General features: G+C 62.4%; 24 protein-coding genes. 11 read left to right on the forward strand and 13 right to left on the reverse strand.

Annotation, left to right across the window (positions count from 1 at the left end):
- Window positions 1-170: 170 nt before the first annotated feature.
- Window positions 171-1,352: a CaiB/BaiF CoA transferase family protein gene (locus AO356_RS19010; protein ID WP_060741050.1), complete on the forward strand. Its 1,182-nt coding sequence runs from the start codon at window positions 171-173 to the stop codon at window positions 1,350-1,352.
- Window positions 1,353-1,467: 115 nt separating this feature from the next.
- Here the strand turns inward: AO356_RS19010 and AO356_RS19015 are convergent, their stop codons facing one another.
- The gene (locus tag AO356_RS19015) at window positions 1,468-1,962 is read right to left on the reverse strand and encodes a SprT family zinc-dependent metalloprotease (RefSeq protein WP_003204703.1); all 495 of its coding nucleotides are present in this window, start codon (window positions 1,960-1,962) and stop codon (window positions 1,468-1,470) included.
- Window positions 1,963-2,110: 148 nt separating this feature from the next.
- Window positions 2,111-2,713 carry a Yip1 family protein gene (locus AO356_RS19020; RefSeq protein WP_039591896.1) on the reverse strand — a complete coding sequence of 201 codons (603 nt, stop codon included), beginning with the start codon at window positions 2,711-2,713 and terminating at the stop codon, window positions 2,111-2,113.
- Window positions 2,714-3,106: 393 nt separating this feature from the next.
- On the opposite strand from AO356_RS19020, the gene ttcA reads away from it, so the two are divergent.
- Together ttcA and AO356_RS19030 are read left to right on the forward strand one after the other, a co-directional pair.
- Entirely contained in the window at window positions 3,107-3,931 is an 825-nt protein-coding gene (ttcA, locus tag AO356_RS19025) for a tRNA 2-thiocytidine(32) synthetase TtcA (RefSeq protein ID WP_060741051.1), read from the forward strand.
- An 81-nt stretch (window positions 3,932-4,012) separates the two neighbouring features.
- Complete coding sequence (locus AO356_RS19030; protein WP_060741052.1) at window positions 4,013-4,687, forward strand: DNA-3-methyladenine glycosylase I; 675 nt, start codon at window positions 4,013-4,015, stop codon at window positions 4,685-4,687.
- Window positions 4,688-4,776: 89 nt separating this feature from the next.
- On the opposite strand, the gene AO356_RS19035 is transcribed toward AO356_RS19030, so the two are convergent.
- Genes AO356_RS19035 through arsC form a run of 3 tightly spaced genes read right to left on the reverse strand, consistent with a single transcriptional unit; the run spans window position 4,777 to window position 6,150 of the window.
- Window positions 4,777-5,202, reverse strand: coding sequence for a DUF2069 domain-containing protein (locus AO356_RS19035; RefSeq protein WP_060741053.1), 426 nt, complete (start codon window positions 5,200-5,202; stop codon window positions 4,777-4,779).
- Complete coding sequence (gene wrbA / locus AO356_RS19040; RefSeq protein WP_060741054.1) at window positions 5,195-5,800, reverse strand: NAD(P)H:quinone oxidoreductase; 606 nt, start codon at window positions 5,798-5,800, stop codon at window positions 5,195-5,197. The genes AO356_RS19035 and wrbA overlap by 8 nt, the downstream gene beginning before the upstream one ends.
- A complete protein-coding gene (arsC, locus tag AO356_RS19045; protein ID WP_060741055.1) occupies window positions 5,797-6,150 on the reverse strand; it encodes an arsenate reductase (glutaredoxin) in 354 nt (117 codons plus the stop codon). The genes wrbA and arsC overlap by 4 nt, the downstream gene beginning before the upstream one ends.
- Window positions 6,151-6,264: 114 nt before the next feature.
- On the opposite strand from arsC, the gene AO356_RS19050 reads away from it, so the two are divergent.
- Window positions 6,265-6,732, forward strand: a complete 468-nt coding sequence (locus AO356_RS19050; RefSeq protein WP_060741056.1) for a TlpA disulfide reductase family protein — start codon at window positions 6,265-6,267, stop codon at window positions 6,730-6,732.
- Window positions 6,733-6,926: 194 nt separating this feature from the next.
- Here AO356_RS19050 and AO356_RS19055 read toward each other — a convergent pair whose 3' ends face one another.
- The 4 genes from AO356_RS19055 to AO356_RS19070 form a co-directional block, all read right to left on the reverse strand.
- Window positions 6,927-7,331, reverse strand: coding sequence for an META domain-containing protein (locus AO356_RS19055; RefSeq protein WP_060741057.1), 405 nt, complete (start codon window positions 7,329-7,331; stop codon window positions 6,927-6,929).
- Window positions 7,331-7,765 (reverse strand): hypothetical protein, encoded by a 435-nt coding sequence (locus AO356_RS19060; RefSeq protein WP_060741058.1) that lies wholly within the window; start codon window positions 7,763-7,765, stop codon window positions 7,331-7,333. Before AO356_RS19060 ends, AO356_RS19055 begins: the two co-directional genes overlap by 1 nt.
- Window positions 7,766-7,961: 196 nt before the next feature.
- On the reverse strand, window positions 7,962-8,951 hold the full coding sequence (locus tag AO356_RS19065) for a 2-hydroxyacid dehydrogenase (RefSeq protein WP_060741059.1): 990 nt from the start codon (window positions 8,949-8,951) through the stop codon (window positions 7,962-7,964).
- Between the two features lie 80 nt (window positions 8,952-9,031).
- Window positions 9,032-11,782: a response regulator gene (locus AO356_RS19070; protein WP_060741060.1), complete on the reverse strand. Its 2,751-nt coding sequence runs from the start codon at window positions 11,780-11,782 to the stop codon at window positions 9,032-9,034.
- Between the two features lie 290 nt (window positions 11,783-12,072).
- Between AO356_RS19070 and cysM the strand changes: the two genes are divergently transcribed.
- From cysM to AO356_RS19095, 5 genes are all read left to right on the forward strand, one after another.
- Window positions 12,073-12,975, forward strand: a complete 903-nt coding sequence (cysM, locus tag AO356_RS19075) for a cysteine synthase CysM (protein ID WP_060741061.1) — start codon at window positions 12,073-12,075, stop codon at window positions 12,973-12,975.
- The gene (rlmD, locus tag AO356_RS19080; protein ID WP_060741062.1) at window positions 12,975-14,345 is read left to right on the forward strand and encodes a 23S rRNA (uracil(1939)-C(5))-methyltransferase RlmD; all 1,371 of its coding nucleotides are present in this window, start codon (window positions 12,975-12,977) and stop codon (window positions 14,343-14,345) included. The genes cysM and rlmD overlap by 1 nt, the downstream gene beginning before the upstream one ends.
- Window positions 14,346-14,446: 101 nt before the next feature.
- Window positions 14,447-16,693 carry a GTP diphosphokinase gene (gene relA / locus AO356_RS19085; RefSeq protein WP_014339754.1) on the forward strand — a complete coding sequence of 749 codons (2,247 nt, stop codon included), beginning with the start codon at window positions 14,447-14,449 and terminating at the stop codon, window positions 16,691-16,693.
- 160 nt (window positions 16,694-16,853) lie between these two features.
- Window positions 16,854-17,687 carry a nucleoside triphosphate pyrophosphohydrolase gene (gene mazG, locus AO356_RS19090; protein WP_060741063.1) on the forward strand — a complete coding sequence of 278 codons (834 nt, stop codon included), beginning with the start codon at window positions 16,854-16,856 and terminating at the stop codon, window positions 17,685-17,687.
- Between the two features lie 26 nt (window positions 17,688-17,713).
- Window positions 17,714-18,253, forward strand: a complete 540-nt coding sequence (locus AO356_RS19095; protein WP_053124301.1) for a DUF2058 domain-containing protein — start codon at window positions 17,714-17,716, stop codon at window positions 18,251-18,253.
- A gap of 138 nt (window positions 18,254-18,391) precedes the next feature.
- Here the strand turns inward: AO356_RS19095 and AO356_RS19100 are convergent, their stop codons facing one another.
- The 4 genes from AO356_RS19100 to purM form a co-directional block, all read right to left on the reverse strand.
- Window positions 18,392-18,586 carry a hypothetical protein gene (locus AO356_RS19100; RefSeq protein WP_025215049.1) on the reverse strand — a complete coding sequence of 65 codons (195 nt, stop codon included), beginning with the start codon at window positions 18,584-18,586 and terminating at the stop codon, window positions 18,392-18,394.
- 380 nt (window positions 18,587-18,966) lie between these two features.
- The gene (locus AO356_RS19105) at window positions 18,967-19,680 is read right to left on the reverse strand and encodes a DUF3108 domain-containing protein (protein WP_060741064.1); all 714 of its coding nucleotides are present in this window, start codon (window positions 19,678-19,680) and stop codon (window positions 18,967-18,969) included.
- Between the two features lie 8 nt (window positions 19,681-19,688).
- Window positions 19,689-20,339, reverse strand: coding sequence for a phosphoribosylglycinamide formyltransferase (gene purN, locus AO356_RS19110; protein ID WP_060741065.1), 651 nt, complete (start codon window positions 20,337-20,339; stop codon window positions 19,689-19,691).
- Window positions 20,339-21,397: a phosphoribosylformylglycinamidine cyclo-ligase gene (gene purM, locus AO356_RS19115; RefSeq protein WP_003204658.1), complete on the reverse strand. Its 1,059-nt coding sequence runs from the start codon at window positions 21,395-21,397 to the stop codon at window positions 20,339-20,341. Before purM ends, purN begins: the two co-directional genes overlap by 1 nt.
- A 364-nt stretch (window positions 21,398-21,761) precedes the next feature.
- Here purM and AO356_RS19125 point away from each other — a divergent pair, with 364 nt between their 5' ends.
- Window positions 21,762-22,820, forward strand: a complete 1,059-nt coding sequence (locus AO356_RS19125) for a DUF2066 domain-containing protein (protein WP_060741067.1) — start codon at window positions 21,762-21,764, stop codon at window positions 22,818-22,820.
- A 32-nt stretch (window positions 22,821-22,852) separates the two neighbouring features.
- Window positions 22,853-23,926 carry an AI-2E family transporter gene (locus AO356_RS19130; RefSeq protein ID WP_060741068.1) on the forward strand — a complete coding sequence of 358 codons (1,074 nt, stop codon included), beginning with the start codon at window positions 22,853-22,855 and terminating at the stop codon, window positions 23,924-23,926.
- Window positions 23,927-23,949: the final 23 nt, after the last annotated feature.

Genomic DNA, 23,949 nt, shown 5'->3' on the forward strand with positions numbered 1-23,949 from the left:
TTATTGGCAGAGCTCTCCAGTCGAGGAGGCTTCTGTGGTGAGGGTGCAAGCGCCCTCACCACAACAGCTCTCACGCTGAGCGCAATGGTCATCCAGACTGGCACCTGCGGTAATTGCCCCACCGCCAGTCCCTGCCTAGTCTCTAACCATCCCCCCTTCGGAGACCACCCATGCAAGGCCCACTGGCATCGCTCAAGGTTCTGGATTTCTCGACCCTGTTGCCTGGCCCGTTCGCCTCGCTGTTGCTGGCGGACATGGGGGCCGAGGTGTTGCGCATCGAGTCGCCGACCCGTCAGGACTTGCTGCGGGTACTGCCGCCCCATGACCAAGGCGTATCGGCCAGCCACGCCTACCTCAACCGCAACAAGCGCAGCCTGGCCCTGGACCTCAAGCAGCCGGAAGCGTTGGAGGTGGTCACGCAGTTGCTGGGGGACTACGACATCCTGTTGGAACAGTTCCGCCCCGGTGTGATGGAGCGGCTGGGCCTGGGATACGAAGCCTTGAAAGCCATCAATCCGCGGCTGATCTACGTGTCGATCACCGGCTACGGCCAGACCGGCCCTTATAAGGATCGCGCCGGCCACGACATCAATTACCTGGCCCTGGCGGGGCTGGCCAGCCACACCGGCCGTGCCGACAGCGGGCCGTTGCCGCTGGGCATTCAGGCGGCGGATATCGCCGGTGGTTCATTGCACGGGGTGATCGGACTGTTGGCGGCGGTCATCGCCCGTCAGCAGACCGGTCAGGGCCAGCACCTTGACGTGAGCATGACTGACTGCGTGTTCAGCCTCAACGCCATGGCCGGCGCCGGTTACCTGGCCTGCGGTGTGGAACCGGGTTGGGAGAATCAGATGCTCAACGGCGGCGGCTTCTACGACTATTACCGCACCCGAGACGGTCGCTGGATGTCGGTGGGCAGCCTGGAACCGGCCTTCATGCAGGCGCTGTGCGAGGCTTTGGGACGGCCGGAACTGGCGGCCCAGGGGCTGTCGCCCAAGCCTGAGCAGCAACAGGCCCTGAAGCAGGCATTGCAAACCGAGTTCGAGAAGCATGATTTTGCCGAACTGTGCGACGTGTTTGCCGGGATCGATGCCTGTGTCGAGCCGGTGCTGAGCCTGGAGGAGGCTGTCCGGCATCCGCAGTTACAGGCTCGGGAGCTGGTGAAACAGGTGCCCCGAGGAGATGGTTCGAGCCAGGCGCAGATGGCCTGTCCGTTGCGGTTTTCAGACGGTCTGCCCGAGCCTCGCCATATTGGCGTGGAGCTGGGAGCGCATACGGATCAGGTGTTGGGGGCGCTGGGGTTCAGTGCGCTGCGGATTGCCGAATTGCGCAGGAGCGGGGTGGTTTTGTAGGGCCGCAAGGCCGCCATCGCGAGCAAGCTCGCTCCCACACTGGATCTTTGGCGTTCACGGATCCTGTGGGAGCGAGCTTGCTCGCGATGAGGTCAGCCCAGACACCACAAGAGCATTATTCCACCCGCGTTTCCCCACTGAACACCAAGGTATTGCGACAGCTGCGGCACAAATACCGCCGCCCCTGGCGCACCAGGCTGTGGCGCTGGGCCGAGAACGGGAAGTCGCTGCCATCGCAAGGGCACTTGTAGATGTAGCGGGTCACACTGCGGCGTTTGATTTCGTAGGTGTGGCAACGGTTGGGCGGCAGTTCGTACACGCCGCGCATGATCAGTTGCCATTCTTCGCCATGGGGCTGGATGCGTTCGCCAAACAGTTGGTGGGCGATCAGGTGCGCGACTTCGTGGGCGACGGTCTGCTTGAGGAAGTCTTCGGCGTTTTCCCGGTACAACTGTGGATTGAAGCGCAGCAGGTTTTCATGCAGGTGCGCGACACCGGCCTTCTGGCCACGCAATTTGAAGCTGACCACCGGGCGTTTGAAAGGACGTTTGAAAAAGGATTCGGCTTGTTGGTAACACTCTTCGACGCGGGTATTGAGTTGCTCGAGCATGCTTTACGGGTCTCCAGAAGCCCGAGTATGCCGCAAGCGTCGGCCGTTGCGAATCGCCCAGGCGCCCAGTGGTCGTTTCAAACACAGGAAGGCCGCCTTGCGGCGGCCTGTGTCGGCAGATCCTGCTTTTTTATTGGAGGGCACTACGTCAATTGGTATAGACCGGGCCGACGCCCAGCCCCCAGACGATCACCGTGAACGCCATGATGGCCACCAGCACCACCAGGCCGACCGCGAGCACCGAACTGGAAAACAGAAAACCTTCGTCCTGGGGAATGTTCATGAACGTCGGCAGGCCGACGTACAGCAGGTAGACGGTGTAGCAGATTGCCGCCGTGCCGACGATCATCCCTAGCCACATGTGCGGGTAGAGCGCCGCCAGGCCGCCGATGAACAAAGGTGTCGCGGTGTAGGTGGCAAACGCGACGCAACGGGCCAGGCTCGGATTGGCGTCGTAGGTGCGGGCCATCCAGTGGATGAAGGCACCCATTACCGCCACGCCGCCCAACATGGCCAGGTACGACATGATGGTCATCCACAGCGCGCTTTCCTGTGTGAGCATGACCGGTGGACGATTGCCGATGACCCATCCCACCTGTGTGGTGCCGATGAATGCCGATACGGCGGGGATGGCCGCCAGGATCAGCGTGTGGGTGAGGTACATGTGGCTGATGCTTTCCTCCTGATCGCCACGGATTTCTTTCCATTCTTGATCAGGGTGGGTAAAGAGCCCCACGACATGATGGATCATAGTCAGTCACTCCTTTGTTATTGCCATCGCCCCCCAACGGAGCGCCTACGGGCCAAACGGCCAAGTAAGTAAAGGTCTGGATATGTGTGCGACCTTATGTCGCAGTATAGAAAGGAGTTACCCCGAGGGGGATGGGGGGCTTAGAGCAAATCGCGCTGTAACGGAACGGGTTAATCGCGGCTTGATCTGTGGGCATAACCCTGTTGGCGAACAAATGCCCTGTGGCGAGGGAGCTTGCTCCCGCTCGGCTGCGAAGCTGACGCCGACAGAACGACCCCAGAGGGTCGCTTCGCAACCCAGCGGGAGCAAGCTCCCTCGCCACAAGTGCGGTGCCACAGCCGGTTTTTTTGCGTAAAATGCCGGCCTTTCGTCACACCTCACGGATTTCGCGTCATGGGCACTCTTACGGTCAACCAGATCAAACTGCAAAAGCGCCTGCGCCGCCAGGCCGGTGAGGCGGTCGCCGATTTCAACATGATCGAGGACGGCGACAAGGTCATGGTCTGCCTGTCCGGCGGCAAGGACAGCTACACCTTGCTCGATGTGCTGATGCATTTGCAGAAGGTTGCGCCGATCAAGTTCGACATTGTCGCGGTGAACATGGACCAGAAGCAGCCCGGGTTTCCCGAGCATGTGCTGCCGGCCTATCTCGAGTCGCTGGGTGTGGAATATCACATCGTCGAAAAAGACACCTATTCGGTGGTCAAGGAATTGATTCCCGAAGGCAAGACCACCTGTTCGCTGTGCTCGCGCCTGCGGCGCGGAACGCTCTACACCTTCGCCGACGAGATCGGTGCGACCAAGATGGCCCTGGGTCACCATCGCGACGACATCGTCGAGACGTTCTTCCTGAACATGTTCTACAACGGTTCGCTCAAGGCCATGCCGCCCAAGCTGCGAGCCGATGACGGGCGCAACGTGGTAATCCGCCCGCTGGCCTATTGCAGCGAGAAGGACATCCAGGCCTATTCGGATTTCAAGCAGTTCCCGATCATCCCCTGCAACCTGTGCGGCTCCCAGGAAAACCTGCAACGCCAGGTGGTCAAGGAGATGCTCCAGGAGTGGGAACGCAAGACCCCGGGCCGTACCGAGAGCATTTTCCGTGGCCTGCAGAACGTCATTCCGTCGCAACTGGCGGACCGCAACCTGTTCGATTTCACCAACCTGCGCATCGATGAAAACGCCACGCCGCGGTTCGTCAACGTGGTGAACCTCTGACGGTGCCAACCGCTCTATTCACGGCGCCAGTGGCTATAAGGGCCACTGGCGCCGTTTTCATTTCCGACCCCAGGAGAGGGCATGCGCGATTACAAGTGGCTGCACGAGTATTGTCTGAACCGCTTCGGTTCGGCGGCTGAACTGGAAGCCCACCTGCCGGTTCCCAAGACCCCGGCGCAACTGCGCAAGATCGGCGACGACCGCTACCTCTCGACCATGGCGCTGCGGGTGTTCCGCGCCGGGCTCAAGCACAGCCTGGTGGATGCCAAGTGGCCAGCGTTCGAAGAGGTGTTCTTCAAGTTCGATCCGGAGAAAGTCGTGCTGATGAGCGCCGAGCACCTGGAGCGACTGATGCAGGATGCACGAATCATCCGCCACCTGGGCAAGCTCAAGAGCGTGCCGCGCAACGCGCAACTGATATTGGACGTGGCCCACGAAAAGGGCAGCTTTGGTGCTCTGGTGGCCGACTGGCCGGTGACTGACATCGTCGGCCTGTGGACCTACCTGAAAAAGCACGGCCATCAACTGGGCGGCCTGTCGGCACCGCGCTTCTTGCGGATGATGGGCAAGGACACCTTCGTGCCCAGTTATGACGTGGTGGCCGCGCTCAACGCCCAGGACATCATCGACAAAGTGCCCACCAGCCTGCGGGACCTGGCGACGGTGCAGGGGGCATTCAACCAGTGGCATGAAGAGAGCGGGGGAAGGCCCATGAGCCAGTTATCGATGATGCTGGCGTATACCGTTAATCATTGAGACCGCATTGGGGCCATCGCGAGCAAGCTCGCTCCCACAGGATGCCATCGAGCCCTTGTGGGAGCGAGCTTGCTCGCGATAGCGGTTTATCAGGCGACGGAGATATCTCCCTCACCCGCCAACCGCCGGTTCAACTGGAACCGCCAGCGCACATACAGCAGGGCCGAGCAGAACACCGCCACGCTCGCCGCCATTTCCAGCACGCCGAACCATTGCCGGTTCGGGTCATAGGCCGCCAGTGCGCCTTTGATGAAATACAGGTTCACCACGAAGCACATCCATGAGTGTCCACGGGCGCTGCCGCTGAGCATGCCGGGCGCGAGTATCAGCAGCGGCACCAGTTCGATCAGCAGAATCACCCAGGACCGCGCGCCGTGCAGGTCGGCGATCAGCAGGTAGTAGGCGCTGAGCAACCCCACCAGGCCGAAAAAGCACAGCAGGCTGAGGACGCGAGCCAGGCGTACGCGCGGTTCCAGCCATTGGATCGAAGGCAGGATCTTCGGCTTCTTAGCCACGGCCGTTCTCCAGCAGCAGGGCGGTTTTCGCCAGGCGCGAACCCAAGGCGCGGCACAGGGCGACTTCATGTTCGTTCAAGCCGCTTTTACCGTCGGCCCCGGCATGGTGGCTCGGACCGTAGGGCGTACCGCCGCCCTGGGTGTCGATCAGGGCCGATTCGCTGTAGGGCAGGCCGGTGATCAGCATGCCGTGGTGCAACAGCGGCAGCATCATCGACAGCAGGGTGGTTTCCTGGCCGCCGTGCAGGCTCGCGGTGGAGGTGAACACCCCGGCCGGTTTGCCCACCAGTGCGCCGGTCAGCCACAGGTTGCTGGTGCCGTCGAGAAAGTACTTGAGTGGCGCAGCCATGTTGCCGAACCGCGTCGGGCTGCCCAAGGCCAGGCCGGCGCAGTGTTTCAGGTCATCGAGGCTGGCGTAGAGCGGGCCTTGCTCGGGGATGTCCGGGGAAACCGCTTCGCACTCGGCGGAAATCGCCGGCACCGTACGCAGCCTGGCTTCCAGCCCGGCCTGTTCGACACCCCGGGCGATTTGCCGAGCCATTTCGTTGGTGGAGCCGCTGCGGCTGTAATACAGCACCAGGATGTACGGCGTGGTCACGGCAGGATCTCCAGAATCTTCTCCGGCGGCCGGCCGATCGCGGCCTTTTCACCGGCTTCCAGAATCGGCCGTTCCATGAGTTTCGGGTGGGCGGCGATGGCTGCGATCAACTGGGCCTGGCTCAGGCTTTCGTCGGCCAGGTTCAGGTCTTTGTATTCATCCTCGCCGGTGCGCAGCAATTGCCGGGCGGTGATGCCGAGCTTGCCCAGCAGGCGTTCCAGTTGCGTGGCGTCGAGCGGGGTTTCCAGGTAGCGGACCACGGTGGGCGTCAGGCCGCGGGCCTCCAACAGTTCCAGCGCACCGCGGGATTTCGAGCAGCGCGGGTTGTGATAAAGCGTCAGATCGGTCATGAGCGGGTCGCATCTTGCGTAAGGTGGCGGCTATTCTACTGTGCCGCGAAGTCCCTAGCACCTTAGAGAGGCGACGGGTCGCAGCAGCGTTCACATTCAGACAAGGATTGGTACATGACAAGGCGATTGATGGCGGCACTGACATTCATGGGCATCCTGTTGCTCGCCGGTTGCGGAAACGACTACGGAGTGGACCAGAACGGCCAGGCCATCGACTCGCAGCGGCTGGACAAACAATGGCTGGTGCTCAACTACTGGGCGGAATGGTGCGCGCCATGCCGCACCGAAATTCCGGAATTCAATGCCTTGGCCGAACAGCTCAAGGGGCGCAACGTCGGTGTGTTCGGGGTCAACTTCGACCAGGTGCAGGGCGAAGAGCTCAAGAGCGCCAGCGACAAGATGGGGATTCGCTTCACAGTGCTGGCCCGGGATCCGGCCGAGATCTTCGACCTGCCTCGCAGTGAAGGCTTGCCGGTGACTTACATCATCGATAACCGGGGCAAGGTGCGCGAGCAGTTGCTGGGGGAGCAGACGGCGGCGGGAGTAATGGCCAAGCTTGAGGCGTTGCAGGCGTTCAAATAACCCACTTGTGGTTGAGGGCTTCGTGTGTGGCGAGGGAGCTTGCTCCCGCTGGACTGCGCAGCAGGCCCCTGCATTCTGCCTGAAACATCAAAGTGGCAGGTGCATCCGGGGGCCGCTTCGCAGCCCAGCGGGAGCAAGCTCCCTCGCCACAGGGTTAACCATGTCCCTGGTCCAACCGGGTGTGTCTGGAGGCCTCAGCCTTCTTCCAGCCACCATCGCAGCGGCTTGCCCTGGGCGGGCCAGAAGCGCATCTGCTCGATGGGCGAGATGTCCCAGCGTTCGACCTTTTCCAGGGCCTGCAAGAAGCGCGTCTCCTGCTCCATCAGCGCCGGGGCGCAGAGCTTGCGGGTGCTGCCGATCTTGCCGAAGCTCAAGCGATGGCCTTCCAGGGTGTAGGGCGCGAACCAGTGGTTGCAGCCGCCGTTGCCGTAGGCCCGGCCGTCATCCCCAAGGGTGATGGTCAGGTGGCTGTAGTCCATCAATGGCCGTTCGCCGATCCATTCCAGGATATAGCTGCGGTTGTGTTGCAACTGCACAGGTTCAGCGGCACACCCCATCAGGCTCATGCCGATCGACGCGGACAGGGCCAAACGTTTCATCAGGCGGCTTCCTGGCATGTCGGGCACAGGTGTTTTTCACCCACGGTGGTCCAGCCCAGTTCGGCGATCCGTGCGGTGGCGGCCGGTTTCTCGGCCTTGACGCCGAGTTTGGCATCGACGGCGAATTCGAAGCTCAGTGCCTTGGCGCAACCGTCACAGTTGACCTGCCAGGTATGGATCGCCAGTTCGCCGAACACCGGGCCGGTGGTCATGGCGGTCCATTGGCCCATGGGTTTGAGCAGGTGCCGCACGGTGTCCACGGTCAGGCGCATGGACAAATCCTTGCTGCCCTTGAGCGTGACGAGCAATACATCGTTGGCCTGGATCGAGCCGCCATTGCCGGTGACCTGGTAGCGGCCCGGCGCCAGGGCGCGGACTTCGGTCAAGGTGTGCTGCGGGTTCATCAGGGTGTAGCGGAAATCGTGTTCGGCCATGGGTCCTCCAAATAGGCGCGACATGCTAGCACGGGGCATGGCTTGGGATGGTCAACCACGAATCTTGCCGACGAAACTCCACCCCCTGTGGGAGCGAGCTTGCTCGCGATGGCGGAAAATCAGTCAATATTGATGTTGATTGACAGACCGCTATCGCGAGCAAGCTCGCTCCCACAGGGGTTGTGTTGGTTCAGGTTTAACGGTCCACCAGGTTCTGTGGTGTGCCGGCCGCCCAGGCTGCGATGTTATCCAGGGTGGTCATGGCAATCGCCGCCAAGGCTTCATGGGTGAGGAAGGCCTGATGGGCGGTGATCACCACGTTGGGGAAGGTCAGCAGGCGTGCCAGCACATCGTCTTGCAAGGGCTGGTCGGAGCGGTCCTTGAAGAACAGTTCGGCCTCTTCTTCATAGACATCCAACCCCAAATAGCCCAGTTGACCGCTCTTCAGCGCCTCGATCAGGGCTGGTGTATCCACCAGGCCACCGCGTCCGGTGTTGATCAACATGGCGCCGCGTTGCATCGACGCCAGGGATTGGGCGTTGATCAGGTGGCGGCTCTGTTCGTTCAGCGGGCAGTGCAGGCTGATGATCTGCGCTTGTGCCAGCAGTTCATCCAGAGGCAGGTAGCGGGCACCGAGGGCTTCGATCTGCGGGTTGGGGTACGGGTCGTAAGCGAGCAATTGGCAGCCGAAGCCGGCCATGATCCGCGCGAACGTCGCGCCGATCTGCCCGGTGCCGATCACCCCTACGGTCTTGCCCACCAGGTCGAACCCGGTCAACCCATGGAGGCTGAAATTGCCGTCCCGGGTGCGGTTGTAGGCGCGGTGCAGGCAGCGATTAAGAGCCATGATCAACGCCACGGCATGTTCGGCCACGGCGTGGGGCGAGTAGGCCGGGACCCGGACGATGCTCAAGCCCAGGCGCTTGGCGGCGGGCAGGTCGACGTGGTTGTAGCCGGCCGAGCGCAGGGCGATCAGCCGCGTGCCGCCTGAGGCCAACCGTTCCAGCACCGGGGCGCTCAGGTCATCGTTGATGAACGCGCAGACCACTTCATGCCGTTCGGCCAGGGCCACGGTGTCCAGGTTCAGGCGGGCGGGCTGGAACTGCAACTCGAGGCCGGCGGGCGCCGGGGCTTTGATGAAACTGTCACGGTCGTAGGTCTGGCTGCTGAAAAGAATCGCGCGCATGGTGGCCTCCTGGCAAAAAAACAGTTCGGGGTCGGAGCGTGGATTTTCAGCGATTCCGATTGCCAGGGTATTGCCCTGGATCAGGCGCTGATACGCGCCTCGCTGGCGAGGCGGTTGATCGCACGCTCCAGGTCTTCCAGGGCCGCAGCGGCTTTCGGGTCCTGTTGCTTGAGCAGGGTTTCGCTGCGCTGGCAGGCCGCCCGCAATTGCGGTACGCCGCAGTAACGGGTGGCGCCGTGCAGGCGGTGGACCCGTTCGATCAGGGCGTTGTGATCGTTGGCCTCGCAGGCCTGGCGGATCGCTTCGCGGTCGGCTTCCAGGGACGCCAGCAGCATTGCCAGCATGTCCGCTGCCAGATCGGCCTTGCCGGCGGCCAGGCGCAAGCCTTCTTCATGATCGAGCACCAGCAGTTCGCTGCCACCCTGGGCATCGCTGTTGCGCTCCGGCGACTGGTTGCGCAGGGCCAGGCCGGTCCATTTGAGCACCACCTGGGCCAGTTGCCGTTCGCTGATGGGCTTGGTCAGGTAGTCGTCCATGCCGCTTTGCAGCAGGGCGCGTTTTTCGTTGGCCATGGCGTGGGCGGTGAGGGCGACGATGGGCAGCGGCGTGCAATGCCGCTCGCTTTCCCACTGGCGGATCGCCTCGGTGCTCTGGCGACCGTCCATGCCGGGCATCTGCACGTCCATCAACACCAGGTCGAAGGTTTCCTTCTGCACCGCCTTGACCGCTGCGTAGCCGCTTTCCACCGCCAGCACCTTGGCGCCCATGTCTTCGAGCAGGGTCTGCACCAGCAGCAGGTTGGCCGGGTTGTCGTCCACGCACAGCACTTTCGGGGCACGGCTGGAAACCGGCTCACTGGGTTCGCTGCGGGGCGGGCGCGGGTTGACCAGGTCGGACAGCGCGCGGCGTAACTTGCGGGTGCAGGCCGGCTTGGCCTGCAACTGACTGTGGGGGTTGGGCACCGAGAGGTGGTACAGGGTCTGTTCGGTGGTGGGGCACAGCACGAGCACTTTGCAGCCCAAGTGCTCAAGGTCCCAGATGTGCTGGTTGAGGCGCTCCGGCGGCATGTCGTTGCTGGTGATGCCCAGCACGGCCAGATCGATCGCCTGGTCGGTCTGGTGGGCGACGGTGATGCCGTTGGTCAAGCTCTCCAGGGTGTTGAACGGCGTCACTTGCAGGCCGCAGTCTTCGAGTTGGTGCTGCAAGGCCTGGCGGGCCAGTTCATGGTTCTCCAGCACCGCCACGCGCCGGCCCAGCAACGGCGGGCCCGGCAGGTCTTCGGCATCGTCACGGGTCTTGGGCAGGCGCAGGCTGATCCAGAACTCCGAACCTTCGCCCGGTGTGCTGTCGACGCCGATCTCGCCACCCATCTGCTCCACCAGGCGCTTGGAGATCACCAGGCCCAAGCCGGTACCACCCGGTTGCCGGGACAGCGAGTTGTCGGCCTGGCTGAACGCTTGGAACAGTGCCCGCACGTCCTGGTTGGACAGGCCGATACCGGTGTCCTGGATGCTGATGCGCAACTGCACGCTGTCTTCGTGCTCGTCTTCGAGCATGGCGCGGGCGACGATGGTGCCCTCGCGGGTGAACTTGATGGCGTTGCTCACCAGGTTGGTGAGGATCTGCTTGAGGCGCAGCGGATCGCCCACCAGCGACAGCGGTGTGTCCCGGTAGACCAGGCTCACCAGTTCCAACTGCTTGGCGTGGGCGGCCGGGGCGAGGATGGTCAGGGTGTCCTGCAGCAGGTCCCGCAGGTTGAACGGAATGCTGTCGAGCACCAGCTTGCCGGCCTCGATCTTCGAAAAGTCGAGGATCTCGTTGATGATCCCCAGCAGGCTGTCGGCGGATTTCTCGATGGTGCCCAGGTAATCGAGCTGGCGCGGGGTCAGTTCGCTTTTTTGCAACAGGTGGGTAAAACCGAGGATGCCGTTGAGCGGTGTGCGGATTTCATGGCTCATGTTCGCCAGGAACTCGGATTTGATCCGGCTCGCTTCCAGGGCTTCCTTGCGGGCCAGGTCCAGCTCGATGTTCTGGATCTCGATGGTTTCCAGGTTCTGGCGCACGTCTTCGGTGGCCTGGTCGATGCTGTGCTGCAATTCTTCCTGGGCGTTCTGCAAGGTACTGGCCATGCGATTGATGCCCGAGGCCAGTTCATCCAGCTCCTGGCTGCCCAGCGGTGGCAGGCGGGTTTCCAGGTGACCGTCCTTGAGCTGGGCCACGGCTTGCTTGATCTGGCTCAACGGGCGGTTGATCGTGCGGCCCATGCGCAGGGCCAGCAGCGCGGTCAGGCACAGGCCCGCGGCGATCAGCAGCAGGCTGGCGAACAGGCTGCGATAGCCGCGCAGTAACATGCCGCTGTGGGACAACTCCAGCTCGACCCAGCCCAGCAGACGGTCGGCTTCCTCGGGAATCAGTTCGCCCGCCAGGTTGCGGTGCTTGCCGAATACCGGCAGCAAGTAGCGCGTGGCGTCGTTGCCGGTGCGTTGCAGCAGCTGTGCACTGTTGCCCTCCGGGGCCCGGTTGAGCATGGTCGGGCCGGCGTGGGCCAACGGCGCGCGGTCGGGGGCAAGGAAAGTCACGGCGCGCACGTCCGCTTGCTCGAGGGACTGGGTGGCGATGCGCTCCAGCAGATCGGTGTCCTGGCGGCTCATGGCCGGGGCGACCAGCGGGGCCAGTTGCTCGGCGATCATCTCGCCACGTTGCAGCAACTGGGCGTGCAGGTCCGATTGCTGCATCCAGGTGAAATAGCCGCCCAGGACCAGCGCCATCAGGCTGGTCGGCAACAGGGTCAGCAACAGCACGCGGCCTTTGATTCCCAGTTTCTTGAGCACACTTGTCTCCTGCATCCAGCGGTCTGATTGAGCTGTGCGCGCATCCGGCACGCACCACCTGCGCAGTGTAGCGATTTGCAGGCGGGCGATCTTCGTAAAAATCATGTCGCTGTTCTGATATTTTCGCCCGCTCAAGCTTTGGGGCCGCTGCGCAGCCCAGCGAGAGCTAGCTCCCTCGCCACGGGCCGTGCTTATTCCCATAAGCCATAACCACCACACTTTGCGTGATATGGCCGCGCCGGGTTTGCCGGTATGATAGGCGCCCCCGCAGTCCGGATTGCGAATACGCCATGACTTTGCAGTACCCCACCATCGCCGATTGCGTCGGCAACACCCCGCTGGTCCGCTTGCAGCGCTTGCCCGGCGAGACCACTAATACGCTTTTGCTCAAGCTCGAAGGGAATAACCCGGCGGGTTCGGTCAAGGATCGGCCGGCGCTGTCGATGATCACCCGTGGCGAGTTGCGCGGGCAGATCCAGCCTGGCGATACGCTGATCGAGGCGACTTCCGGCAACACGGGTATTGCCTTGGCGATGGCGGCGGCGATCAAGGGCTACAAGATGATCCTGATCATGCCCGACAACTCCAGTGCCGAGCGCAAGGCGGCGATGACCGCCTATGGCGCCGAGTTGATCCTGGTGACCCAGGAACAGGGCATGGAAGGTGCCCGGGACCTGGCCGAGCGCATGCAGGCCGAGGGGCGTGGCAAGGTGTTGGATCAGTTCGCCAACGGCGACAATCCCGAGGCCCACTACACCACCACCGGCCCTGAGATCTGGCGCCAGACCGACGGCACCATCACCCATTTCGTCAGCTCGATGGGCACCACCGGTACCATCATGGGCACCTCGCGCTATCTGAAAGAACAGAACCCGAACGTGCAGATCATCGGCCTGCAACCGATGGAAGGCTCGGCCATTCCCGGCATCCGCCGCTGGCCCGAAGAGTATCTGCCGAAGATCTACCAGGCCGACCGCGTGGACCGCATCATCGACATGGCCCAGAGCGAAGCCGAGGACGTGACCCGTCGCCTGGCGCGTGAGGAGGGCATCTTCTGCGGCGTGTCTTCGGGCGGTGCCGTGGCGGGGATGCTGCGCCTGTCCAAGGAAGTGGAAAATGCGGTGATCGTGGCGATCATCTGTGACCGTGGCGACCGTTACCTGTCGACCGGCATTTTCGACGCGCCCAACTGATGGCCAAGCAAGAAAGAGGCTTGCGCTTCCAGCCCAGCGGCGGAAGCCGAGCCCCGCAAGTGCCCACCGGTAAGAAGCAGCGCCTGACCATCGAGCGCCTGGCCAACGATGGCCGGGGCATTGCCTTTGTCGACGGGCGGACCTGGTTCGTCATCGGCGCCCTGGCCGGCGAAGAGGTCGAGGCGCGGGTGCTCGGTGCCCACGGCAAAGTGGTCGAAGCACGTACCGAGCGGGTGTTCCTGTCCAGTGAGCTGCGTCGCGCAACGCCGTGCATCCATGCCGGTCGTTGCGGCGGTTGCAGCGTCCAACATTTGCCCCATGACGAACAGCTCGCCCTGAAACAGCGCATGCTCGCCGAGCAGCTGTCGCGGGTGGCCGGGGTCGAGCCGGAGGAATGGGCCGCGCCATTGAGCGGGCCGGAGTTCGGTTATCGACGTCGCGCCCGCGTGGCGGTGCGCTGGGATCAGAAGGCGAAAAAACTCGAAGTGGGTTTTCGCGCCGTCGGCAGCCAGGACATCGTCGCCATTGGTGATTGCCCGGTGCTGGTACAGCCCTTGCAGCCGATCATGAGTCGCCTGCCGGAGATGCTTCGACGCCTGAGCAAACCCCAGGCGCTGGGGCATGTGGAGTTGTTCGCCGGTTCGTCCCTCGCGGTATTGCTGCGCCACATGGCGCCGCTGTCGGAGGCCGACCTGACCATCCTCAAGGATTTCTGCGCGTTTCATGCAGCCCAGTTATGGTTGCACGGTGAAGGTGAACCACAACCGGTCGAGCCCGGGCAGGCCCTGGGCTTTCGCCTGGATGCCTGGGACCTTGAGCTGGCGTACCGGCCCGGGGATTTCATCCAGGTGAACGCCGGGGTCAACGAGGCGATGATCGCCCAGGCCCTGCAATGGCTGGCGCCGCGTTCCGAGGAACGAGTGCTGGACCTGTTCTGCGGCCTGGGCAATTTTGCCTTGCCGCTGGCCAAAAGCGTGCGCCAGGTGGTGGCCGTGGAAGGCGTGCAAACCATGGTGGACCGTGCGGCGGCCAATGCCGTCAGCAACAATTTGAATAACACTGCCTTTTTTCAGGCCGATTTATCCCAGCCTCTGGCGGGTGCCGAATGGATCGGCGAAGGCTTTTCTGCGGTACTCTTGGACCCACCCCGTGACGGTGCTTTCGAGGTGGTGCGCAAGCTGTCGTCCCTGGGGGCCAAACGGTTGGTTTATGTTTCGTGCAACCCGGCAACTTTGGCCCGGGATACGGTCGAACTGATCAAGCAGGGCTACCGGTTAAAACGTGCCGGGATTCTCGATATGTTTCCTCAAACGGCGCATGTCGAGGCCATGGCGTTATTTGAAGCGAGCCAGGATGGCTTGTCCGACTGACCCGTTCGTGCCAACCCGCCACAGCCCTGGGCGGAAACACGGGCAGCGAAGGTCAGCGAAGTTGACGCATTGAATCTGCGTCGTAGGGAAGGTAAGTAAAGATGGTACAGGTGAGAGCACACCAGCCGATCAACACCGACGGCAGTATCAATCTCGAGGCTTGGCTCGATCATGCGGTCAGCGTCGACATGGCACTGGATCGCGAAGCCTTGAAGGCTGCCTGCGAGTTCGCTCGCGAGGCGGAGCAGCAACACAACGCGGCGAAGAACCTGTGGTCCGAAGGCACCTCGAGTTTCCAGACGGGCCTGGAGATCGCCGAAATTCTCGCTGACCTCAAGCTCGACCAGGACTCCCTGGTGGCGGCGGTGCTGTACCGCGGCGTGCGCGAAGGGCAGATCCAGCTACCGGTGGTCAGCCAGCGCTTCGGCACCGTGGTGGCCAAGCTGATCGACGGTGTGCTGCGCATGGCCGCTATCAGTGCCAGCCTCAGCCCGCGCCAATCCATGGTGCTGGGTACCCAGGGCCAGGTGGAAAACCTGCGCAAGATGCTGGTGGCGATGGTCGACGACGTGCGCGTCGCGCTGATCAAGCTGGCCGAGCGCACCTGCGCGATCCGTGCCGTGAAGTCCGCCGATGACGAAAAGCGCAATCGCGTCGCCCGGGAGGTGTTCGACATTTATGCACCCCTGGCCCACCGTCTCGGTATCGGTCACATCAAGTGGGAGCTGGAGGACCTGTCCTTCCGCTACCTGGAGCCCGACCAATACAAGCAGATCGCCAAGCTGTTGCATGAGCGGCGCCTGGATCGCGAGCGCTTCATCACCGATGTGATGACCCAGTTGCGCGAAGAGTTGCAGGCCACCGGCGTGGAAGCCGACATCAGTGGCCGGGCCAAGCACATCTACTCGATCTGGCGAAAAATGCAGCGCAAGGGCCTGGAGTTCAGCCAGATCTATGACGTTCGCGCCGTTCGTGTGCTGGTCCCGGAAATGCGCGACTGCTACACCGCGCTGGGGATCGTCCACACCTTGTGGCGGCACATTCCGAAGGAGTTCGACGACTACATCGCCAACCCCAAGGAAAACGGCTATCGCTCGTTGCACACCGCGGTGATCGGCCCCGAGGGCAAGGTGCTGGAAGTGCAGATCCGCACCCACGCCATGCACGAGGAGGCCGAGCTGGGGGTCTGTGCCCACTGGAAATACAAGGGCACCGACGTCAAGTCCGGGTCCAACCACTACGAAGAAAAAATCTCCTGGCTGCGTCAGGTGCTCGAGTGGCATGAGGAGCTGGGTGACATCGGCGGCCTGGCCGAACAGCTGCGCGTCGACATCGAACCGGACCGGGTCTATATCTTCACCCCCGACGGCCACGCGATCGATCTGCCCAAGGGCGCGACACCGCTGGACTTCGCCTACCGGGTCCACACCGAGATCGGCCACAACTGCCGTGGCGCCAAGATCAACGGGCGGATCGTGCCGCTCAACTACAGCCTGCAGACCGGTGAGCAGGTCGAGATCATCACCAGCAAGCACGGTACGCCGAGCCGCGACTGGCTGAATCCGAACCTGGGCTACATCACCACATCCCGGGCGCGGGCGAAAATCGTCCACTGGTTCAAGTTGCAGGCCCGCGACCAGAACGTCGCCGCCGGCAAGACCCTGCTCGAGCGTGAACTCGGGCGCCTGGGGCTGCCGCAGGTGGACTTCGACAAACTGGCTGAAAAAGCCAACATGAAAACCGCCGAGGACATGTTCGCCGCCCTCGGTGCCGGCGATCTGCGCCTGGCGCAGTTGGTCAACCTGGCCCAGCAGTTGGTGGAGCCGGAGCGTGGCAACGAGCAACTGGAGCTGATCCCGCGCAAGGCCACCGGCTACAAGCCGGGCAAGCGCGGCGATATCCAGATCCAGGGTGTGGGCAACCTGATGACCCAGATGGCCGGCTGTTGCCAGCCATTGCCGGGGGATGCGATCGTCGGCTACATCACCCAGGGCCGTGGTGTGAGCATTCACCGCCAGGACTGTGCCTCGGTGCTGCAACTGGCCGGTCGCGAGCCGGAGCGGATCATCCAGGTCAGTTGGGGCCCGGTGCCGGTGCTCACCTACCCGGTGGACATCGTCATCCGCGCCTACGACCGATCCGGTCTGCTGCGTGACGTGTCCCAGGTGTTGCTGAACGAGCGCATCAACGTGCTGGCGGTCAACACCCGTTCGAACAAAGAAGACAACACCGCGCTGATGTCCCTGACCATCGAGATTCCGGGGCTGGATGCACTGGGGCGGTTGCTGGGGCGGATCTCCCAGTTGCCGAACATCATCGAGACCCGGCGTAACAGGACGCCAGGTTAAGCGCAGTCCAAAAATGTGGGAGCGAGCTTGTGGGAGGAAAGCTTGCTCGCGATAACGGTGTTTCAGTCAGCATTCATGTTGTTGGCCAGACCGCCATCGCGAGCAAGCTTTGCTCCCACTGGCCCGCCCCCACAAGATTTTTGTGTGATGGGATGGATTGATGTACAGCCTCGAAGACCTGCTCCACCTCATGAACCGCCTGCGGGACCCGCAGTACGGCTGCCCGTGGGACATCAAGCAAACCTACGCCACCATCGTGCCTCATACCCTTGAAGAAGCCTACGAGGTGGCCGATGCGATCGAACGCGGCGATTTCGATCACCTGCAGGGCGAGTTGGGCGACCTGTTGTTCCAGGTGGTGTATTACAGCCAGTTGGCCCGGGAAGAAAATCGCTTCGAATTCGCCGGCGTGGTCGACAGCATCACCCGCAAGCTGATCCGCCGCCATCCCCATGTGTTTCCTACCGGTGACCTGTATGCGCCCTTGGATATCCCGCGCTTGAGCGAAGAGCAGGTCAAGCAGCGCTGGGAAGAAATCAAGGCTGAGGAGCGGGCCGAGAAAGCCTCGGCGCCCGAGCAATTGTCGCTGCTCGACGATGTGCCGGGGGCGCTGCCGGCGTTGTCCCGTTCGGCGAAGCTGCAAAAGCGTGCGGGCCAGGTCGGTTTCGACTGGCCAGGTCCTTTGCCGGTGCTCGACAAAGTCCGCGAGGAACTGGACGAAGTGCTCGAAGCCATGGCCGACAACGATCCGGTGGCTATCAGCGACGAGATCGGCGATCTGTTGTTCAGCGTGGTGAACCTGGCTCGCCACCTCAAGGTCGACCCGGAAACCGCGCTGCGCGATGCCAACGGGAAGTTCGAGCGGCGGTTCCGATTTATCGAACAGGCATTGCGCGACACCCACCGTCCCATGGAAGATTGCACCCTCGAAGAGTTGGACGCCTTGTGGGGCGAAGCCAAACGTCAGGAAAAGAATTTGCCCAGCTGTGGCTGAGGCCGTTGCCTAAGTGAGTAAGCACCATGAGCCTTTCCCTTCGCGACCAGTTGCTCAAAGCAGGGCTGGTCAACCAAAAGCAGGCCAAGCAGGTCGGCAAAGAGAAACAGAAACAGCAGCGCCTGGCCCACAAAGGCCAGATCGAACTGGATGATTCCCAGCAGCGTGCCGCCCAGGAAGCCATGGCCGAAAAGGTCAAGCGCGACCAGGAACTCAACCGGCAGCAGCAGGAAAAGGTCGAGCAGAAGGCCCGGGCCGCGCAGATCAAGCAATTGATCGAAGTCTCGCGCCTGCCGAAGCTGACCACTGAGGATTACTACAACTTCGTCGACGACAAGAAGGTCAAGCGCATCTCGGTCAATACGCTGATGCGCAACAAGTTGAGCAGTGGCTCCCTGGCGATCGTCCACCACGCCGGCGGCTACGAAGTGATCCCGCGCGAGGCCGCCCTGAAGATCCAGGAACGCGACCCCAAGCGCATCGTCCAGCTCAACACCCAGACCGAAGAAGTGGATGCCGATGATCCGTACGCGGCGTATCAGATTCCTGATGATTTGATGTGGTAAGCCGGACGCAATGTCATTGAGTTGAAGCACAGAAACTGTGGGAGCGAGCTTGCTCGCGATGGTGTCATATCAGTCAATCTCTCTGTCACTGATATACCGCCATCGCGAGCAAGCTCGCTCCCACAGGTTTTTTATCGTTCAGGATTCTGCCATTTCACGCGAGCGCAGCCGTTCCTCACGCTCCAGCTCAGCCTTGTAGCTATGGGCGTCCGTTTCGGAGTGGAACATGCCCACCAGCAGATCCTGTTGATGCACATCCCAGATCCGGATACCGGCGGCAATGCCTTCGTGGGACATGTGGGCGTCGTCGCGTTCAGTTACTTTCACAGTCATCTTGCAAGCTCCAATCTCTGTTATCTGCAGCAAGGCGTGTGCAGGACTTTGTTATAGATTTGGATAGCGTGCTAAGTAAATGCCCCGGTTCGTTAAGAAGTTTTCATGGAAATCGCAATAATCCTGCAGGCCAGGTGGTGCGCGGCATTCGGTCGCAGGTGTTGTTCATGAAGAAGATTTCATGTTGCAGTGGTAATCCTCCATGAGCACAAACCCTGTGGGAGCGAGCTTGCTCGCGATGGCGGTTTATCCGCGATAAAAATGCTGACTGACACACCGCTATCGCGAGCAAGCTCGCTCCCACAGAGGGTATGTGGTGGGCTTGAAATCCGGGCATTAAAAAGCCCCGCATTTGCGGGGCTTCTCGGTGTTCACTTCGATCAGCTGCCTTTCACAGCCTTGCCATTGACCGTGCCGTCCTGGAGCATGATGTTGTACTCCTTGCCGTCGGTCTCGACCTGTTGCAGGCGCACCAGCAGGTAGTCCCAGTCCTTGGCGAACCAGAGCACGGTGATGCGCTTGCTTTGTGTCGGATCGCGCACGCGCTCGACCTTGATCGCATCGATCTGTCCGGCCTTGGTGTCGACCTTCTCCGAACCCAGCACACGGAAGTCATAGGTATCGACTTCGCCATCATCCACGACCTGATAGCTCATGCTTTTCTTGCCAGCCGCCACGTCATGCTGCAGGGCCAACTGGTAAGTGGATTTATCGACCATGCCACGGTTGAGCGGCAGCTTGACCGCGTCACCGCGATCGGTGCCGGTGACCATCTTGGTGTTCCAGTCGAAGTCCAGGTCGGCCTTCTTGGCCTTGCCCAGGCCACCACGTTCGAAGTGGTAGGACTGTGGCAGCAGGGTGTCCTTGTCCAGGGTCAGGGTGCTTTCTTCGGTCAGGCTGGCGATCATCATCGAAGCCTTGAAGCTCAGCTTCCAGGTGCCGTTGGCCTCCTTGGTCAGGTTGCGCTCGGCGGTGCCGCTCATGGGCAACTGTTTCCAGTCGGCGGTGTAGCTGGCGGAGAACGGTTGAAGTTCTGCGGCCTGTGCCAGGGGCAAGGCAAGCAGAGCGCAAGCGAAGAGCAGGGCGCGACGCATAAAATCTCCTAGTATCGAATCAAATGGCCGCTGGCGGCGAGCAACTGGCCGTCCAGTGAGGCACCGCGATCGTCGAGGGTCAGCCTTCCTTCGGCAAACCAACGTACGGCCATCGGGTAGATCTGGTGCTCGCGGGCGTGAACCCGCTGCGCCAGACTTTGCGGCGTGTCGTGCAACTCTACCGGTATTACTGCCTGTACGACCAGTGGTCCGCCATCGAGTTCCTCGGTGACAAAGTGCACGGAGCAGCCGTGCTCCGTGTCTCCGGCCTCCAGCGCGCGCTGGTGAGTGTGTAACCCTTTGTATTTGGGCAGCAGCGAGGGATGGATATTGAACAGACGGCCCTGGTAGTGACGCACGAAGCCAGCGCTGAGGATGCGCATGAAGCCAGCGAGCACGACCAGTTGCGGATTGAAGGTGTCGATCTGTTCGATCAGCGCGGCGTCGAAGGCTTCGCGGCCCTCGAACGCCTTGTGATCCAGGACCCGGGTGTCGATGCCCGCGTCCCTGGCGCGTTGCAGGCCGTAGGCATCGGCGCGGTTGGAAATCACCGCACGGATACGGACCGGGCTGTCGCCGGTCCGTGTGCTGTCGATCAAGGCCTGCAAGTTACTGCCGGTGCCGGACAGCAGCACCACCACGTCACAGGTTGCGGACATCAGTGTGCCTTAAGGTTTTTCAGCTCGACCTGTGCGGCGCCTTCGGCCGCGGTGGCGATCTGGCCGATGACCCAAGGCTGTTCGCCGGCTTCACGCAGGACGTTCAGGGCGGTCTCGACGTGCTCCTGGGCTACGCAGATGACCATGCCCACGCCGCAGTTCAGCACGCGGTGCATTTCGGTTTCATCGACATTGCCTTTTTCTTGCAGCCAGTCGAACACCGCCGGACGGGTCCAGCTCGCCACGTCGACCACGGCCTGGGCGCCTTTTGGCAGCACACGCGGGATGTTGTCCAGCAGGCCGCCACCGGTGATGTGGGCCATGGCCTTGACGGCACCGGTGTCCTTGATCAGCTTGAGCAGCGGCTTGACGTAGATGCGGGTCGGAGCCATCAGCAGGTCGGCCAGTGGCTTGCCGTCGAGCTGGGTGTTTTCAATGTCGGCACCCGAGACTTCGATGATCTTGCGGATCAGCGAGTAGCCGTTGGAGTGCGGGCCGGAGGAAGGCAGGGCGAGCAGGGCATCGCCAGCGGCGACTTTCGAGCCGTCGATGATTTCGGCTTTCTCCACGACGCCGACGCAGAAGCCGGCCAGGTCGTAGTCTTCGCCTTCGTACATGCCGGGCATTTCAGCGGTTTCGCCGCCGACCAGGGAGCAGCCGGACAGTTCGCAGCCGGCGCCGATGCCGGTCACGACCTGGGCAGCGGTGTCGACGTTCAGTTTGCCGGTGGCGTAGTAGTCAAGGAAGAACAGCGGCTCGGCACCGCACACCACCAGGTCGTTCACGCACATGGCCACCAGGTCGATGCCGATGCTGTCGTGCTTGTTCAGGTTCAGGGCCAGGCGCAGCTTGGTGCCGACGCCGTCGGTGCCCGAGACCAGCACCGGTTGCTTGTAGCCGGCCGGGATCTCGCAGAGGGCGCCGAAACCGCCCAGGCCGCCCATGACTTCCGGGCGCGCAGTGCGCTTGGCGACGCTCTTGATGCGTTCGACCAATGCTTCACCGGCGTCGATGTCTACACCGGCGTCCTTGTAGCTCAGGGAGGGTTGCTTGCTCATGATCCAGGCCTTTAGGGGGGATTTCTGGGTAACGACCGACCGCCAGGGCCATTGAATAACCGTTGTACGAATTATTCCGGGGGCCCGGCCGTTGCCGGTCTGCGAAGGCGCGCGATTTTATCAGGCTTGAGGGGCAGCGGCCATCCTCGCGCCGACGGGCAGGGACATATCCGCGGAAAAAAACCGATATTTCTTATATTGGTACTGCGCAACGCCTCTGTATAAGGTGTAGCGGTAACCGGTTATGGTGATGACCGTGCGAAACTTCCGCCGGCGTGTGAATGTTTTGCCGGGTGCTGTGGTCTCAGCCATGCTCAATCTTCTTCACACGGCCTGTTCCAGCCGTTATGTCCGGGAATCTTCCATGCGTTTGTTCAAATTCTTGTCCGTGGGCTGCTTGTCGCTGATCAGCCTGGCGAGCCATGCCGAAACCGTCAATGGCCTCTATCAAGTGCTCGAACCGGTCACCAGCCAGACGCCGGAGGAGCGCAACCAGGCGACGTTGCGCGCCCTGGATACGCTGGTGCTGCGCCTGACCGGCGATGCCAAGGCGGCCCAGAATCCCGGGTTGGCGGCCATCCGCCAGGACCCGCAACAGATCATTCTTCAATATGGCTACGACGCCGGCCCGCCGGAAAGCCTCAAGGTGGATTTCGACCCGGCGAGTACCGACCGGGCATTGCGCTCGGCAGGCTTGTCGCTCTGGAGCGCGAACCGGCCATCGATCCTGGGCTGGTGGCTGAACGACTCGGCCGAGGGCTCCAGCCTGGTGGGCGATGGCCAAGCCAGCGCCACGCCGCTACGGCGTGCCGCGCAGCATCGGGGCCTGGCTTTGCACCTGCCGCTGGCGGATCTGAGCGAGCAGATCGTCGCCACCGCGCCGAACCTGGAAGGCAGCGACCCGGCGCCTCTGCGCGATGCGTCGGAGCGCTACGCGGCAGACGCCTTGCTGGCGGTCCATGCGAAGGAAGAAGGCGGCCAGTGGCATGGTACCTGGCGCCTGTGGCTGGGGGACCAGCGTGAGCAGGGCACTGCCCAGGGCGCCGATCCTGCGGCCTTGGCCGATGCGGTCATGCTCGCGGTGAGCCAGCGCCTGGCGCCGCGCTTCGTCGCCAAGCCGGGGGTGGCCACGGAGCAATTGCTGGAAGTGCAGGGCATGAACCTGGAGCGCTACGCGGCGCTGGGGCGTTTGCTCGAACCGTTCGCTGGGCAGTTGCAGCGGGTCGAAGGGGACCGGATCGTCTATCGGGTCAACGGCAGTGCCGAACAATTGAAGGCGCAACTGGCCCTGGCAAGACTGCAGGAGGTTCCAGCCGGTGAGGCCGTCGCGCCGGTGCCGGTCGCGCCACCCGCCGCCGATGGCTCGGCCCCGGTTGCAGCACCTGCGCCAGCACCGGCCGCCAATTTGCGGTTCCGCTGGTAGGTTGTCTTTCTTTATATAGCTAGGAGTGGTTCATGGGCGATACGCGGCGTTGGTTCTGGTTGGGTGGGGTTGCCCTGCTGTTCGCGCTTATCTATTTGCTGCATCCGATCCTCACGCCGTTCCTGGTTGCGCTGCTGTTGGCCTATCTGTTCGATCCGGTGGTGGATCGCCTGGAAAAACTCGGCCTGTCGCGGACCTGGGGCGTGGTGGCGGTGTTTGCGCTGTTCACACTGATCGTGAGCGCCCTGTTACTGGTGCTGATACCGATGCTCGCCAAGCAACTGGTGCGCCTGTACGAGTTGGCGCCGCAGATGCTCGATTGGTTGCAGCACAGCGCGATGCCGTGGGTGCAGTCGAAATTGGGCTTGGCCGACGGTTTCTGGAAGTTCGACAAGGTCAAGGCCGCCATCAGCGAGCACATGGGCCAGACGACCGATATCGTTGGCGTGGTGTTGAGCCAGGCGACGGCCTCGGGCCTGGCGTTGATCGGCTGGCTGGCAAACCTGGTGCTGATCCCGGTGGTGGCTTTCTATCTGCTGCGGGACTGGGACCTGATGATGGCCAAGATCCGCAGCCTGCTGCCGCGTCAGCGCGAAGAACGCATCATGACCCTGACCGGCGAATGCCATGAGGTCTTGGGGGCGTTCGTGCGCGGGCAGTTGCTGGTAATGGTGGCCCTGGGTTTCATCTACGCGGCCGGCTTGATGCTGGTGGGGCTGGAGTTGGGGTTGTTGATCGGCTTGATCGCCGGGCTGGCGGCCATCGTGCCGTACATGGGCTTTGTGATTGGTATCGGTGCGGCGTTGATCGCCGGGTTGTTCCAGTTCGGCGGTGACTTGTACCCGATGGTCGGCATCGTGGCGGTGTTCATGGTCGGGCAAGCCCTGGAGGGCATGGTGCTGACGCCGCTGTTGGTGGGCGACCGCATTGGCCTGCATCCCGTGGCGGTGATCTTTGCGATCCTGGCCGGTGGCGAGTTGTTCGGTTTCACCGGGATCCTGCTGGCGCTGCCGGTGGCGGCGGTGATCATGGTGCTGGTGCGGCATATGCACGATCTGTACAAGGATTCGGACATTTATAGCGGCGCTGAAGACCCTGATCTGTAGGGCGAATGACCGGCGGGGTGTCA

The sequence above is a fragment of the Pseudomonas fluorescens genome, assembly GCF_001307275.1.
Classification (GTDB): Bacteria; Pseudomonadota; Gammaproteobacteria; order Pseudomonadales; family Pseudomonadaceae; genus Aquipseudomonas; species Aquipseudomonas fluorescens_AA.